General features: G+C 62.6%; 18 protein-coding genes. 6 read left to right on the top strand and 12 right to left on the bottom strand.

The features are described 5' to 3' along the window. Positions 1-13: 13 nt before the first annotated feature. Together QXZ85_RS27950 and rpiA are read right to left on the bottom strand one after the other, a co-directional pair. The gene (locus tag QXZ85_RS27950; RefSeq protein WP_315705214.1) at positions 14-541 is read right to left on the bottom strand and encodes a DUF2059 domain-containing protein; all 528 of its coding nucleotides are present in this window, start codon (positions 539-541) and stop codon (positions 14-16) included. 47 nt (positions 542-588) lie between these two features. Then, a complete protein-coding gene (rpiA, locus tag QXZ85_RS27945) occupies positions 589-1,287 on the bottom strand; it encodes a ribose-5-phosphate isomerase RpiA (protein WP_315705474.1) in 699 nt (232 codons plus the stop codon). A gap of 145 nt (positions 1,288-1,432) precedes the next feature. On the opposite strand from rpiA, the gene QXZ85_RS27940 reads away from it, so the two are divergent. From QXZ85_RS27940 to moaA, 3 genes are all read left to right on the top strand, one after another. Beyond that, entirely contained in the window at positions 1,433-2,119 is a 687-nt protein-coding gene (locus tag QXZ85_RS27940) for an HAD family hydrolase (protein WP_316175247.1), read from the top strand. A 151-nt stretch (positions 2,120-2,270) separates the two neighbouring features. Continuing rightward, positions 2,271-2,711, top strand: a complete 441-nt coding sequence (locus tag QXZ85_RS27935) for a hypothetical protein (RefSeq protein WP_315705473.1) — start codon at positions 2,271-2,273, stop codon at positions 2,709-2,711. Between the two features lie 142 nt (positions 2,712-2,853). Next, positions 2,854-3,888 carry a GTP 3',8-cyclase MoaA gene (gene moaA / locus QXZ85_RS27930; RefSeq protein ID WP_315705212.1) on the top strand — a complete coding sequence of 345 codons (1,035 nt, stop codon included), beginning with the start codon at positions 2,854-2,856 and terminating at the stop codon, positions 3,886-3,888. A gap of 194 nt (positions 3,889-4,082) precedes the next feature. Here moaA and QXZ85_RS27925 read toward each other — a convergent pair whose 3' ends face one another. From QXZ85_RS27925 to QXZ85_RS27880, 10 genes are all read right to left on the bottom strand, one after another. After that, the gene (locus tag QXZ85_RS27925; RefSeq protein ID WP_316167006.1) at positions 4,083-4,850 is read right to left on the bottom strand and encodes a class I SAM-dependent methyltransferase; all 768 of its coding nucleotides are present in this window, start codon (positions 4,848-4,850) and stop codon (positions 4,083-4,085) included. A gap of 287 nt (positions 4,851-5,137) precedes the next feature. After that, entirely contained in the window at positions 5,138-5,374 is a 237-nt protein-coding gene (locus tag QXZ85_RS27920) for a hypothetical protein (RefSeq protein ID WP_315705210.1), read from the bottom strand. A 47-nt stretch (positions 5,375-5,421) separates the two neighbouring features. Next, on the bottom strand, positions 5,422-7,026 hold the full coding sequence (locus QXZ85_RS27915) for a TRAP transporter large permease subunit (protein ID WP_316167008.1): 1,605 nt from the start codon (positions 7,024-7,026) through the stop codon (positions 5,422-5,424). Then, positions 7,023-7,562, bottom strand: coding sequence for a TRAP transporter small permease subunit (locus QXZ85_RS27910; RefSeq protein ID WP_315705208.1), 540 nt, complete (start codon positions 7,560-7,562; stop codon positions 7,023-7,025). The genes QXZ85_RS27915 and QXZ85_RS27910 overlap by 4 nt, the downstream gene beginning before the upstream one ends. A 202-nt stretch (positions 7,563-7,764) precedes the next feature. After that, positions 7,765-7,977 (bottom strand): hypothetical protein, encoded by a 213-nt coding sequence (locus QXZ85_RS27905; protein WP_315705207.1) that lies wholly within the window; start codon positions 7,975-7,977, stop codon positions 7,765-7,767. Between the two features lie 913 nt (positions 7,978-8,890). Continuing rightward, positions 8,891-9,568: a transposase gene (locus QXZ85_RS27900; RefSeq protein WP_315705205.1), complete on the bottom strand. Its 678-nt coding sequence runs from the start codon at positions 9,566-9,568 to the stop codon at positions 8,891-8,893. A gap of 30 nt (positions 9,569-9,598) precedes the next feature. Then, positions 9,599-9,925, bottom strand: coding sequence for a hypothetical protein (locus QXZ85_RS27895; protein WP_316175250.1), 327 nt, complete (start codon positions 9,923-9,925; stop codon positions 9,599-9,601). A gap of 17 nt (positions 9,926-9,942) precedes the next feature. Beyond that, positions 9,943-11,013, bottom strand: coding sequence for a hypothetical protein (locus QXZ85_RS27890; RefSeq protein WP_316175252.1), 1,071 nt, complete (start codon positions 11,011-11,013; stop codon positions 9,943-9,945). Positions 11,014-11,342: 329 nt separating this feature from the next. Continuing rightward, complete coding sequence (locus QXZ85_RS27885) at positions 11,343-12,125, bottom strand: hypothetical protein (protein ID WP_316175255.1); 783 nt, start codon at positions 12,123-12,125, stop codon at positions 11,343-11,345. A gap of 398 nt (positions 12,126-12,523) precedes the next feature. Continuing rightward, positions 12,524-13,201: a transposase gene (locus QXZ85_RS27880; RefSeq protein WP_315705205.1), complete on the bottom strand. Its 678-nt coding sequence runs from the start codon at positions 13,199-13,201 to the stop codon at positions 12,524-12,526. Between the two features lie 80 nt (positions 13,202-13,281). Here QXZ85_RS27880 and QXZ85_RS33870 point away from each other — a divergent pair, with 80 nt between their 5' ends. The 3 genes from QXZ85_RS33870 to QXZ85_RS27865 are packed head-to-tail and all read left to right on the top strand — an operon-like array spanning position 13,282 to position 15,090. Further along, positions 13,282-13,563 (top strand): DUF736 family protein, encoded by a 282-nt coding sequence (locus QXZ85_RS33870; RefSeq protein ID WP_410051175.1) that lies wholly within the window; start codon positions 13,282-13,284, stop codon positions 13,561-13,563. Between the two features lie 50 nt (positions 13,564-13,613). Next, positions 13,614-14,246, top strand: coding sequence for a DUF1326 domain-containing protein (locus QXZ85_RS27870; RefSeq protein WP_315705204.1), 633 nt, complete (start codon positions 13,614-13,616; stop codon positions 14,244-14,246). A 25-nt stretch (positions 14,247-14,271) separates the two neighbouring features. Continuing rightward, positions 14,272-15,090 (top strand): DUF2182 domain-containing protein, encoded by an 819-nt coding sequence (locus QXZ85_RS27865; protein ID WP_315761828.1) that lies wholly within the window; start codon positions 14,272-14,274, stop codon positions 15,088-15,090. Positions 15,091-15,140: the final 50 nt, after the last annotated feature.

The raw sequence follows: 15,140 nt of genomic DNA, 5'->3' as shown, positions 1-15,140 counted from the left end.
GTTCGCGCAGCGATCAGATCTGCTTGCCGCGCTTCTTCATCTCGGCGCGGAATTGCGCGGTGACCGTATCCTCGAAAGTGGCCGCCCACTGGTTCATCGCCATCATGCTCAATTGGATAGCCTTGGGCTCGTTCGCAAGCAGCTTCTGGCCGAGCGGCGATTTGTAGAAGGTGACGAGATCCTTCATCTCCTGGTCGGAGAACTCGTTGCAGTAGATCTGCGCCATCTGCTCGCCGATCTCCTTCTCCTTGCCGGCGAAGGCCTGCGCCACCACCACGGCAACTTCGTCCAGGTCCTTCTGATAGTTCAGGTTGGACTGGATCAGGGTCTGCTTGGCGCGCTGCACGATGCCGGGAACCGCGTTGGCGTACATGGCGGACGCATTCTTCATCGCCAGAATCTCGCGCGCCGACGCCATGCAGGCGGGCGAAGCCGGCTTGAGCGCCGGCGGTTGCCCCTGCTGCTGCGCGGCGGCTGGGCCCGTCAAGGCCATGGCCAGAACAAAGCCGGCCGCCGGCAAGATTCCGAAAACGCTCTTCATTCCTCGTCTCCTGTGAGATTGCGGCCCCAGTGCAGGTTCAACTTGCACTAGGGCCGCTCGATAACGCGAATTCCTTGCGCGCCAGCCAGGATCGCCGTGCTGGCCAGACCGATGAACAGCCCGTGCTCGACCACACCCGGTATTGCGCTCAAAAAGCCCGCCAGACGCGGCGCATCCTGGATTTCGCCCAGGCGGACATCGACAATCCAGTGGCCGCCATCGGTGACGAAAACGTGGCCATCGCTGGCCTTGCGCAGCACCATCTGGCCCGACACGCCACTCCTTACGAAGGCATCGGCCATCGCGCGCTGCGTGGCCGCCAGCCCGAAGGGAATCACCTCGACGGGAAGCGGGTATAGGCCGAGACAATCGACCCACTTGCTCTCGTCGGCGATCACGATCATGCGATCCGACGCAGATGCGACGATCTTCTCGCGCAATAGCGCCCCGCCCCCGCCCTTGATCAGGTCGAGCGACGGATTGATCTCATCGGCGCCATCGACGGTGAGGTCGAGCCGGTCGATCTCGTCCAGCGTGGTCAGCGGCACGCCCGCAGCCGCGGCCTGCGCGCGCGTGGTCTCGGAGGTCGGTACGCCGACGACCTTCAGCCCGGCGCGCACCTTCTCGCCCAACAATTCGACGAAATGCTTGGCAGTCGAGCCGGTGCCGAGCCCGAGCTTCATGCCGTCGCGCACATGATCCAGCGCGCGCGCCGCCGCCTGTCGTTTCAAGCCGTCGATATCCACCCGCGAGATCCCACCCTTCGCCAAAATCGGGCGCATATCTAGCGATCTTTTGCCGCGGGCGATAGCGCTTGACCGACCCGAAGCCGGACAAAAATCCGCCGCCCGCCCCTTGCGCACGGACGGTCCGACCGGTAGCGGATCGGTCATGGCACATGCTCGCACCATCGTCTTCGATCTCGACGGCACGCTCGTCGATACCGCACCGGACCTGATCAGCGCGCTCAATTACGTGCTGGAGCGCGAAGGCCTGCCGGCGCTGCCCTTGGCCTCGGCGCGCAACATGATCGGCGCCGGCGCACGCAAGCTGCTCGAGCGCGGGTTGGAGGCCGAGGGCCGGATCGTCGGACCTGAGGAGATGAACCGCCTCACCGCCGACTTCATCGACTATTATGGCGAGAATATCGCGGTGGCCTCCCGCCCTTTCGAGGGGCTGGAAATGGCGCTCGACGCGCTCGCCGAACGCGGTTGCCAATTCGCGGTGTGCACCAACAAGCTGGAATGGCTCTCCAAGCGGCTGCTTGACCAGCTCGAACTGTCGTCCCGGTTCGCGGCGATCTGCGGTGCCGACACCTTTGGCGTCGCCAAGCCCGATCCGGCGATCCTGCGCCAGACCATTGCGCGTGCCGGCGGCGACATCGGCGCGGCGGTCATGGTGGGGGATGCGGGAACCGATGTCGGCGCCGCGCGGCGCGCTGGCGTGCCCGTCATCGGCTGCACCTTCGGCTATACCGACGTACCGATCGCCGAGCTCAATCCGGACCAGCTGATCGATCACATGAGGGACCTGCCGGCCGCGGTGGAGGCGCTACGACCGGTTCAGAATGGCCCCTAACCAGCTGAATATACTCTATAAACCGCCAAAGATTCCACCTTTAACCATCTGTTCATAATGGGATTGAGGCTGTTGCGCCACAGTGCGGACACTCCTATGGTCGCGCCGGGGATTGCGGCGGTTGGCCGCAGGTAGACCGGGCGGACAGATGATGCGGCGGGCGATCGCGATTGCATGTGCGGGATTCAGCCTTGCCGGCTGCTCCTCGTTTTCCATGGATATGTTGAAATCGGCGCCGCCCGAAGTCCCGGTGCAGCTCGAATCGACCCCGCCCGGCGCCGAGGCCAAGACGTCGCTCGGACCGAGCTGCAAGACGCCCTGCTCGGTGCAGGTCGCGGCGCCGGATTCCGGCTTCTCCGTCACCTTCAACCTCGACAAATTCCAGCCCGAGACCGTGCAGGTCCAGGTGATCCGCAACAGCGGCGCCTTCAACACCTCGCCTCCGGTGGTCCTGGATCCCAACCCGGTCACTGCGGAGCTGCAGCCGGCAGCGCCTGCCCCGAAGGCGAAGCGGATGCGGCCGAAGCGGATAAAGAAGCCGGCAGCGGCTGCCCCGGCCAATGCCGCTGCGCCTGCTGCAGCGCAACGCTGATCCGGCCGCGGCCGGTCCTCCGAACAACGGCTTGCGTCACCGATTGTGACACGGCGCGATCGTGACTAGATTGGGTGACGATCTCGTTTTGCCGTCGCTCGCACGGCTGCCCCGTGGCAATGTTGCCACCGCAAGGCCCCCCATGACCGTTGCTTCGCTGACCGATACCAACGCGCTGACGCGCCCCATGACCGACCCGTTCGGGCGGACCATCAGCTATTTACGCGTGTCCGTCACCGATCGCTGCGACCTGCGCTGCTTCTATTGCATGTCGGAAGACATGACATTCCTGCCCAAGGCCGATCTTCTGACATTGGAGGAGCTCGACCGGCTGTGCTCGGCCTTCATCCACAAGGGTGTGCGCAAGCTGCGGCTCACCGGCGGCGAGCCCTTGGTGCGGCGCAACGTGATGGGGCTGGTGCGTTCGCTGTCGCGGCATCTGAAGAGCGGCGCGCTCGATGAGCTGACGATGACCACCAATGCGACCCAGCTCGCCAAATATGCCGCCGAGCTCGCCGATTGCGGCGTGCGTCGCATCAACGTCTCGCTCGATACGCTGGACCCGCAGAAATTCCGCACCATCACCCGCTGGGGCGATCTCGACCGCGTGCTCGCCGGCATCGAGGCCGCGCGTGCCGCAGGGCTTCGGGTGAAGATCAACGCGGTCGCGCTGAAGAACATGAACGAGGACGAGATCCCGGCGCTGATCGAATGGGCCCATGGCAAGGGCATGGCGCTGACGCTGATCGAGGTGATGCCGATGGGCGAGATCGGTGCCGGCCGCATCGATCAATATCTGCCGCTCTCGCTGGTGCGCTCACGGCTTGCCCAGCAGTTCACCCTGACCGATCTCGACACCACCACCGGCGGACCCGCGCGCTATGCAGAGGTCGCCGAGACCGGCGGAGTGCTCGGCTTCATCACCCCGATGACGCATAATTTCTGCGAGGCCTGCAACCGCGTCCGCATCACCTGCACCGGCACGCTGCACACCTGCCTCGGCCATGAGGACGCCTCCGACCTGCGCAAGCCATTGCGGGCCTCCGCAAGCGACGAACTCCTGAGCGAAGCGATCGACGTTGCGATCGGGCTGAAGCCCAAGGGTCACGACTTCATCATCGACCGCCGCCACAACCGCCCCAGCGTCAGCCGCCACATGAGCGTGACGGGCGGCTAGCCCCGTATGATCAAAAGCGGCCCCCGCTCTCTCCGTCGTCACTCCGGGGCGCCGCATAAGCGGCGAGCCCGGAATCCATTCTTCGTGATCATCGGAATTCAGTAGTCGGATGGGTTGAGCGCGGAGATACCCATCAGCTCGACCATCGATGTGTGATTGGCTTCGCGACGCTCAACCCGTCCAACGAATTCCAACTAATTTATGCGCTCGCACAGCCACGCCTCGGTGCGATAGGGAAAGCTGATCTCTTCCTCGCGCAGCGCCGGGAAGAGATCGCGCAGCCCCCGCAGCCGCGCCTCGACCGCGCGCTTCTCGTCGTCCGGCAGCGCCGCGATGAAGCTCACCGACATGGTGCGATCGATCACGACCTGATCGAACGTGCCGACATGGCTGTTGGCGAACACGCTGCACCGAAGCGGGCTGAAGAGATCCTGCTGGTCGAACGGCTCGCGCCAGCGGCCGGTGTAGTGGCGCGGGGCATCGCCCTCATACGGCGTGATGATGGCGGTGATGGCTGCGACCCAATCGACGGACTCCTCGCGCACGTTCCAGACCAGGCCAAGCCTCCCGCCCGGACGCAGCACGCGGTGGATCTCCTGCAAGGCGCGGCCGTTCGCGAACCAATGAAAGGCCTGGGCGCAGGCCACGGCATCGACCGACTGATCGTCGAGCGGCATGCTCTCCGCTGTGCCGGCCAGGGCTCGGACGCCGGGACTGGAGAGCGCCAGCCGCTCGCGCATGGCATCGACCGGCTCGACCGCGACCACGTCGGCGCCGGTGCGCGCCAGCAGGCGGGTGAACTTGCCGGTGCCGGCGCCGAGATCGACCACCTGCGCGCGGGGCTTGGCCCCCAGGCTGTCGCTCAGCCAGCCGAGCAGCCCGCCCGGATACTCCGGCCGGCCGCGCTCGTAGCTCGCCGATTCCTTGGAAAATCCCTGTCGTGCCGCTTCATGAACAGCCATCGGACCTCCTGCACTGCCGCAACGTGCGCCGCGATGCGCACACGGCCGGCACACTACCGACCGGACCAAGAACCGCAACGACGACCGGTGCGAGAGCAGGCATGCAGGCCATGGGCCGCTCGGGCGTCCGAAGATGGCTCTCACCCTACTGCGTCACACGTGCCGTCATTCCGGGGCAGCCCGTCAGGGCTGAACCCGGGATCTCGAGATTCCGGGTTCGATGCTGGCGCATCGCCCCGGAATGACCGTGAAGCGGGCCATGTCTCGCGCTTGTGAACGCAGTCGTACTAATCCTGAACGGCGTACTGCTTGGACAGGTGGTCGCCGATCTGGACCAGCATGGCGACGCATTCGGGATAGCCGGGCTTGTCGATTGTCGCCTGGTCGGCACTGGCGCGGAATTCCCAGGAGCTGCCGTCACGCACGATGGAAATGCGCATGCCTTCCGGACAATCGGCGTGAACCTTCAGCTCGGCAACCGCCATGGCGATCAGTTCAGCTTCGGTTTTGCTCGGCCTGCTCATCCGCTAATCCCCCGCGTAAGACCTGAATGGATGGCGCTTCCGCCCCGCTACTTCTTCGGCTCGTCGAAGTTCAGCGGCGGTGGCAAGTCGATCTGCGGGATTTCGATCTTGACCTTGTCGAGATCCACCTTGCTCGGCGCGTCCAGCAGCCCCGTGACCGTGATCGGGAATGCGATCACCAGCGCGACCATGATCAACTGCAGGCCGATCCAGGGCATCGCGCCCCAATAGATATCCGAGCTCTTGACCTCCTTGGGCGCAACCCCGCGCAGATAGAACAGCGCGAACCCGAACGGCGGATGCAGGAACGAGGTCTGCATGTTCACGCACAGCATGACGCCGAACCAGATCAGCGCGGCCTCGGCGCCGACCACAGGCGCCAGGATCTTCTGCGCGATCGGGGCGATCATCGGCAGGATGATGAAGGCGATCTCGAAGAAATCGAGGAAGAAGGCCAGGAAGAAGATGAAGAGATTGATGAAGATCAGGAAGCCCCACACCCCGCCCGGCAGCGAAGTCAGGAGATGCTCGAGCCAAACCCCGCCATTACAGCCGAGGAACACGACCGAGAAACAGGTCGAACCGATCAGGATGAATGTCACCATGCAGGTGATGCGCATGGTGGTCTCATAGCCCTGCCGGATCAGGCTGCGCAGGTCGGGGATCTTGATCGCTTCGATGCAGACCCACGCCAAGGCCAGATAGGCCACCGCGAAGCTGATCTTGAAGACGAGATTTTCGGCGACGAAGATGCCGACCATGGTGCCGATGCCGCCGGCGATCACGCCCAGGATCAGGAGCTTGCGTCCGGTCGAGCTGAAATCCTTGTGGTGAATGACCGCGAGCACGATGGCGCCGACCGCGCCCATGGCGCCGGCTTCGGTCGGCGTTGCAAGGCCCAGCATCATGGTGCCGAGCACCACGAAGATCAGCACCGCAGACGGAATGATGCCCAGCAGGCATTTGCGCCACAGCGGCCAGCCGGTCAGCGTGCGCGCTTCCTTCGGGACCGGCGGCACATGGTCGGGCTTGATCAGGCCGAGCACGAAGGTGTAGCCGGCGAACAGCACGATCTGGAACACCGAGGGGCCCCAGGCGCCGAGATACATGTCGCCGACCGACTTGCCGAGCTGGTCGGCAAGCACGATCAGCACCAGCGAGGGCGGCACCAGCTGCGTGATGGTGCCGGAGGCCGCAAGCACGCCGGTGATGTAGCGCATGTTGTAGCCGTAGCGGATCATCACCGGCATCGAGATCAGTGCCATGGCGATGACCTGCGCCGCCACGGTGCCCGTGATCGCCCCCAGGATGAACCCGACGATGATGACGGAGTAGCCGAGCCCGCCCCGGATCGGGCCAAACAGCTGCCCCATCGAGTCCAGCATGTCCTCCGCAAGCCCGCAGCGTTCCAGGACGGAGCCCATGAAGGTGAAGAACGGGATCGCCAGCAGCAGGTCGTTCGCCAGCACGTTGCCGTAGACGCGCTCGGGAATGGCCTCGAGGAAGCTGAGGCCAAAGAAACCTTCATGGATCGCCAGGAAGCCGAACGACAGACCCACCGCCGCCAGGGTGAATGCGACGGGGTAGCCGATCAGCATCGCCACCACCAAGCCGCCGAACATCAGCGGCGGCATCATCTCGACTGTGATCATTGGGTCGGCCGCTCGTATTTGGCATCGATGGTCAGCTCGCCGCGCAGTGCGGCGATACGCTTGATGACCTCGGAGACGCCCTGCAGCGCCACCATGAAGAAGCCGGCCGGCAGCACTGCCTTGATGGGCCAGCGCAGCAATCCGCCCGCATTGCCGGAATATTCGCCGATCTCGTAAGCGTTGTAGAACAACGGCCAGGACAGGTAGGCGAGCAGCAGGCAGACCGGGATCAGGAAAAACAGCGTGCCGATAAGATCGAGCCAGAGCTGGCCGCGTTCGGAGAGCATGAGGTAGAAGATTTCGACCCGGACATGCTCATTGCGCTTGAACGTATAGGACGCGCCGAGCATCACGATGATCGCAAACATGTACCATTGCGCCTCCAGCCAGCCGTTGGAGCTGTAGCTGAAGGCGTAGCGGATCATCGCGTTCACGGCGCTGACGAGGCAAGCCCCGAGCACCAGCACGTTGCAGATGTTGCCGACCTTCTCGTTCAGCTGGTCAATCGCGGCGCTCAACGCCAGCAATGCGCGCATAGCCCCTCCCCCTCGCCACAACTCGGACGAGGGGCAAGCGCGTCGACATCAAGCACATGCCTGGTCTCGGCAATACAGTACCGTACTGCTACGGTGCCTGCCCCGTCCGGCTCCCGCCCATCTTGACGACGCCCGAAGCGCCGTAGGCCTATTCGAGCCGCGGACAAGGAGTGGCGCTCCATCGCAAAGCGACGCGGTCAGGTCAATCGAAAAGTAGACAAACTGTCGCAACCGGGGGCGCCGTGGTGCCGGGATGTTCAATGCCACCCCTGCCACCTTCACGCATGGCGGCAGCGGAAAGACGGTGGCGCGGGCGAACGCATGCATCGCCGAGCTCCAGGCCTCTATCGCCGATCGGCAACGGCTGGCGGATCGCGACGTTCGCCATCAGCATGGGCAGGCGCAGCCGCCCCATGCCGAACCCTCCACATCCATACGGACGCCTTGCACATCGATGCACTTAAAGATTGCCTTAGATCAAACAGACGTGCAGGAGCGACTGCTATCGAAAAAGCGTGCGATCGAACGGCGACGAGATGAGATGCCCCCTGTAAAGGAAGCACAACATGCCAATCTATGCGAAATGTTATGCTTGTCTCTGCACGCAGTGCGGCTACAGCTGGGAGCAACTGGGACAGCCAGGCGGGTGTGCTAATCCAAAGTGTGCAGGGCGACAGGTTACCTATCGCGAAATCCCCTGCCCGAAAAGCGTAGAGCAGACAGCGCGTGGCGATGGGGACAAGGATGCGCCGTGGTATTCTTGTCTGTGTACGCAATGCAACCACAGTTGGGAGCAACAAGGCACGCCCGATAGATGTCTCAATCTCCGGTGCGCCGGGAGCCAGGTCATCTACCGAGAAATTCAAAAGCCCGGTCTCGCCTCCTCCACGTCTCAGCCATGAAGGCGCGCTGAAATTCCTTCGCCGAAGCCTCCATTCTGCAGACGTACGCGACCTGGGGCGGCGGCGTATTCTGCGCCGGCACCTCACAAAGCTGGGCGCGTCTCATATCGGTGACATGATTGCATGTCCAACATTGTCGCCGTAATCCGATGCCGATGCGCTGGACGTTGCCGCAATCCCTGCCCTCTCAGGCCGACGGGCTTCAGCGCCTCCGCAACACTGCCGCCACATGAGATCACCTTGCGGTTCCACGCCGCGCGGCGACCGAGAAGATTCCGCACCACCTAACCCTCAGCCGACGATCAAGCCGTAGAAGGCGCCGGTCCAGGCAGCGAGAGCAACCAAGATCAATCCCGGGACGACGCGAAGAGCAAATGAAAGTCCGGGATTTCGGTGACAGTGCATTTAACTCAAGCGCCATCGCGCTCAACGATCCTCCGGCTCGGCCGGTTTCGGGCCGCGCTTGCCGGCTTTGAGCACGCGTCCGGTCAGCTTCTCGATGCGGGCGAGGAAGCGGTCGCTACCGACCGGCCGGCCGATGCTCTCGGCGGCACGCAGACGGCCGAACAGATCATCCTCGTCCTCCGGAGCGCTGCCCAGCAGCCCGGCGACATCCGGAAAAATCTCCCTCACCGCCGCGCGAGCGGTCACGCCGTCGTCCCTGCCGCGCAGATGCGCACGCGTGCTCGACCATCGCCAATCCTGCGCGCGCTCGACCAGCCGCGCCCGCACCGGATTGAGACTGACATAGCGCAGCGCCGCCGCGAGATGCGCTTGATCCATCGCCACGGCGCCGAACCGTCCCTGCCAGAAATGCCCGCTGCGCTTGCGGCGAGCCTGGACGATCCCGGCATAGGCGCGATGCACGCGCGACAGCGCCCGGCGCAAGCCGTCGGCATCCGACGGCACCAGGATCAGGTGCACATGGTTCGGCATCAGACACCACGCCCACACTTCCACGTCGGCCGCGAGGCAATGGGTCGCAAGCAGGTCGCGATAAAGCGCGTAGTCGTCATCGCCGAAGAAGGTCCTCGCCCGCCCATTGCCACGCTGGGTGACATGGTGCGGCAGACCGGGAACGACGACACGGGCAAGGCGGGCCATGACGCATTCTGCGCTCTCGGATCACCGATGTCAATTAAATGCACTGTCACCGTAATTACTGACTTTTTGCTGAGGAATCGCAGCAGCCGAATAGAACTTTGATCCGTCAGCGGTAAGGCTACCGTTGCTGCTGTAAATGCCGCTAGTTGGCAAATATTGCACGTTATACCCAGCGGCTAGCAGGGATTGATAGACGAGGTTTGAACAATCAATACCTATTCCGGCCTTGGTAGTTGGTGTGCCATTCACATGGACAGTGTACGTTCTAAACTGCGTGCCTTTTTCCGATGGCGAGATGCCGTAAACGTAATAGCCCGTATTAAAACGAAGGCTTGCAGCCTGGTATATCGTTGTCATGTCCGTTTCCAGTATAGCTATTGTCCGAGATCGAGGCTCTTGGGTACGCCAGGTCTATGAACGAGAAAGTGGACGACCGCCCCGTTGTTCATGATCCGAGCGGCCCCGGAAATGGCGATTGCGGCCGGCAGGGGACGCGTGGCGCGAGGCTTGGGGCTGGAGGCGAAGTTTCGGTCATCAGGAGCGCTCCCGATGTAAAGCACGCTTCCATCCTTGGTGAGGATGGCAACGAAGTTATTTCCCTGGCTTACTGCCGTGGCCTCATCCACGCCGGAGACCCTGATCGGCATCGACGTGTCGACGTTGCCCGTTGCCCCTTCGAAGCCCCCCCAACGCCAGATTTCACCAGCCTTGGTAAGAACGTAGGGTGACGAAGACATGTCGAGGGAAGCCGCCGTAGAAAGGCCGTCGACACGGATCGCGACGAGCCCATTCGGGAGCACGAAGCGTTCCCCCTGCGCCTTATCTGCGGGAAAGCGGTCACCGCCCCACGTCCAGACGTGCCCGTCCCTGTCGATGGCCCCGGCCTGCACATAACCTGCCGATATTTTTGCCATAGGCACCGGCAGCGGAATGCGCGTGGGCTTCTCCACGATCCGCGCCTTGTGTTTTTTTTGTCGGTCCAACGGCGGCAGCCCACTGATGAGCCCGTCCTCGTCATTTCCCCAGCCCCATACCGCTCCGTTCCGATCGAGCGCGAGCCGAAGACGATTGGCTTCTGAGATCGCGACCACGTCGTGCAAGCCCCGGACTTCATGGGTATTCTCAAAAAAATCGCACGACGCAGCTGGAGCGCCAGTGCCGTCGCAGGACGGCTCCCAAGTCAAAACCACACCATCCTCCCGCAACGCCATTCGAGGCGTGATGGCAACAATCCGCTCGAGGCCTGGAATGAGGACTGGGCCTTCGACCTCGTCCAACATCGTGAATGAGATTACACGCCCATCGTCACGCAACACGTTTACGCCGAGTGCCGGCTCAGCGGCGGCAACCGCAATCGCTCGATGCTGCGCGAATGTTTCGGAGCCTGCCCCTGCGAGGACGACAAGAGCAATGATTAAACGAGCGAGGTGTCGGACCAGCTTCAAGTGATTTATCCTCTCAACATTACGCGAAGCGAGCGGTACCCGCACGAACGGCAGGAACGATTTATCCGCGCAGCGCCAACCATGTCTTCCATCGTTATTTCAAAACAAAGCATCTCCGTGAAATCCATCCCTCATTTCGATCGTCGGCGCGAACCCATCGCGTGGCGTAACGAGTCGCACCAAATCCATTGACCCGCCGCGCTTGTAAGCCTTGCGATTTATTTGTCGACGAGACCATTCACGCCGGGCTCGAACACCTTCTGGAATATGGAAGAGCAATTGAAATCGCAGCGCTGTCCAGTTGGTCACGTTCAACCCCCCAAAAATCTTCAATGCGCGATGTTAGGAGAGATGTAACATACGTCCTTGTTTACTGAGATTGGTATTCCAGCTGCAGACCGCCTCGATGATTCCGAGCTCTGGGCGGAAAAGCTCATGCCGCCATTTATGAAAAGCGGCGAAACGATCTCGAAGACCCTGATCTCTTTGTTGTCCGCGAACTCGCGTTGTATCCAGTACAGCCGACCATCATGCCCAATCGGGACGATGTCAGCTCGTCCCGAAAGGATGCCAATGGTGGTTGAACGGGTATCAAGAGGGCCGACATCGTCCACGACAGGCGGGCGCCAGTCGATGCCAGCCGGCGGAGCATCGTAGTTGCCGGGCGACACAATCAAAGCAGGCGCTCTGAAATATTTCGACGCTGAGATCGGCGTTTCCAAGGCTTGCGGTGGCAACGTCTGATAGACGTAAGCAAAGCTGGATACGACCTCATCCGAACCGAGGGTTACGTTATTCCCGACGGCGACAAGTCGATCAATATGATCTTCAAATGACGCGACCTGATAGAATCGACCGCGCGTGCTGAATGTTGCCCCATTCCAAATATCCTGCAAGTTGAAAGACGCTTGCATGATTGCAGCCCGCGGAGGGGAAAATCCCAGCATCGATAACTTGTCGGAGTGCAGTTCCTCCCATCGCTCACCACGGTCGTCGAGCAGCAACTCGCCTTCTATGCTTCGATAGAATTCGAGAAGCTTCTCGCAAACCGGGGCGTTGTTGCCCATCACCAGTTCGAAATGTCTGTCGGCGGCGCGAGCAGAAGAGAACATAAAGATCGAAACGATAAGGGAGCAGAGCGGCCGGACGACATCTCGGCCTCTGCTCGACTGATAGCGCGGCACACAGGGAACTACGGTGGATTTGCGAATTCGACGCGACGCGGCTCCGAACAAGATTGAAGCTCCGCTCCATAAATATGTTTCCATCAATGAACCCAGAAATCTGAGGTGGCCCCGGTTGTCTGAACAGATTTTCCGCGTCGATAAGTAGAGCCTCTGCCGGGGTTAGGCCGCCGCGCGGAGCGGAGGAAGATCGAAGTAGGCTTGATCCGGGGCGCGGTCGTCAAGGCTCGAATGCGGACGGCGGCCATTGTAAAAGTCGAGATACCGACCAATCGGGATTTCGTCGGATTTCGGTGACAGTGCACTTAACTCAAGCGCCATCGCGCTCAACGATCCTCCGGCTCGGCCGGTTTCGGGCCGCGCTTGCCGGCTTTGAGCACGCGTCCGGTCAGCTTCTCGATGCGGGCGAGGAAGCGGTCGCTACCGACCGGCCGGCCGATGCTCTCGGCGGCACGCAGACGGCCGAACAGATCATCCTCGTCCTCCGGAGCGCTGCCCAGCAGCCCGGCGACATCCGGAAAAATCTCCCTCACCGCCGCGCGAGCGGTCACGCCGTCGTCCCTGCCGCGCAGATGCGCACGCGTGCTCGACCATCGCCAATCCTGCGCGCGCTCGACCAGCCGCGCCCGCACCGGATTGAGACTGACATAGCGCAGCGCCGCCGCGAGATGCGCTTGATCCATCGCCACGGCGCCGAACCGTCCCTGCCAGAAATGCCCGCTGCGCTTGCGGCGAGCCTGGACGATCCCGGCATAGGCGCGATGCACGCGCGACAGCGCCCGGCGCAAGCCGTCGGCATCCGACGGCACCAGGATCAGGTGCACATGGTTCGGCATCAGACACCACGCCCACACTTCCACGTCGGCCGCGAGGCAATGGGTCGCAAGCAGGTCGCGATAAAGCGCGTAGTCGTCATCGCCGAAGAAGGTCCTCGCCCGCCCATTGCCACGCTGGGTGACATGGTGCGGCAGACCGGGAACGACGACACGGGCAAGGCGGGCCATGACGCATTCTGCGCTCTCGGACCACCGATGTCAATTAAGTGCACTGTCACCGTAATTAGAGCGGCAATGTAATCGGTGAAGTGCTGCCCAAGCGCTCGACCGAGAGCCGCGATTATCTCTTGGTCAAACTGGACGATTTGACCTTCAACGCGCCGATCTACGCCAACTTCTTCGAAAGCGCAGAGACCTACGCCCTGATCGGGTCCCACAGCCGCAAGCCCAACGGCGGCGGAGCGAGGGAATTACCGTATTTCATTCGAGTGGTGCAGAGCGGCACGTGCCCGAGTAGGACCCAATCAAAGTATCCCCACACCGGAATCGGCTTGCGGTTCCCTCCTACGCGGCGTAGCTTTCCACCATAGGTCGTCCGTTCGAAAGCAATCCGTCGGGTTCAGCCAAGCGGGAGAGAGCGATGGCGGACCAGGTCCCGTGGCACCTTTCCGGTGACTATTTCGAGAATTGTAGTTGCAGCCTCGTCTGTCCGTGTCTCGTGTCGGCGGCGCCGCCGCTGACGGCGCGGCCGACCGAGGGCTATTGCGGCGTGCCATTGGTCTTCCACATCGAAAGCGGCCGCTATGGCGAAGTCGCACTGGATGGGCTCAACGTCTTTGTCGTCCTCCATGCGCCCGGTGTCATGGCCGAGGGGAATTGGTCGCAGGCCACCTATATCGATGAGCGCGCCGACGATGCGCAGACCCAGGCGCTCACCGCGATCTTCAGCGGTGAGGCCGGCGGTCCCATGGCGGCGTTCACGCCCCTGATCAGCAAGAACCTGGGTGTGAGCAAGGCTCCGATCACATTCCAGATCAACGGCAAGACGCGGTCCGCCGAAATTCCCGGCATTCTGCACATGTCGGTCGATCCGTTGCCGACCATGCATCCGAGCGGGGAAATGTGGGTGAACATCGGCCACCCCGTCGCCCCCGACCGAATGGTGATGGCGGTCGGCGCCGCCGGCAACACGTTCAGCGATCATGGCATGCGCTGGGACAATTCCGGCAAGAACGGCCTCTACGCGCCGATCAGTTGGTCCAACCAGGCCTGACACGGCCGGCAACATCCAATCGCACATGAGTGACACCGCCCTGGAAACCGTGCTGCGGCGCGATCGCTGGATCGTCGGCGGCGCGATCGCCCTCATTGCCGCGCTGGCGTGGGCCTATGTGCTGTGGCTCGCCAATGACATGGACATGGGCGGCATGGACATGACCGGGTTCCGCATGATCCCGGCCGGGATCGGAATCATGCTGCCGGCCGATGCGCCGTGGCGCGCCATCGAATTCGCCTATGTGTTCCTGATGTGGGCGGTGATGATGGTGGGAATGATGGCGCCCTCCGCAGCGCCGATGATCCTGATGTACGCCCGTGTGGGTCGGCACGGGAAGGCGCAGGGCAAGCCGTTCGCTGCGACCGGCTGGTTTGCGGCCGGCTACCTGCTGGCCTGGAGCGGCTTTTCGCTGGCAGCAACCGTTCTCCAATGGGCCATCGAGCGGGCCGCCCTGCTGGATTCCCGCATGGTGCTCGCCAGCAGCCTGCTCGGCGGGGTTCTGCTGATTGCGGCGGGCGTCTATCAATGGACTCCGCTTAAGGACATCTGTCTGGCCCAATGCCAGTCGCCATTTCTGTTCCTGATGCGGCATGGTGGCTTTCGCAGTGATCCCAGCGGCTGCCTGCTGCTGGGACTTCGGCACGGTGGCTATTGTGTCGGCTGCTGCTGGGTCCTGATGGTGCTGTTGTTCGTCGGCGGGGTGATGAACGTGCTGTGGATCGCGCTTTTGGCCCTGCTTGTGCTGTTGGAGAAACTCACACCGGTCGGACGCTGGATCGCGCGTGCCGCCGGGATCGCATCTGTCGCTGCCGGCGCCTGGCTGCTGCTGTCCTTGGCGTGACGTTCAGCGGTCATCTGCCCCTCAGAAGAACTCTGCTGGCATCGGCGGTC

The sequence above is a fragment of the Bradyrhizobium sp. SZCCHNGR1005 genome, assembly GCF_032489995.1.
In the GTDB taxonomy this organism is placed as follows: Bacteria; Pseudomonadota; Alphaproteobacteria; order Rhizobiales; family Xanthobacteraceae; genus Bradyrhizobium.
This window is presented reverse-complemented; position numbering and strand designations above follow the sequence as displayed.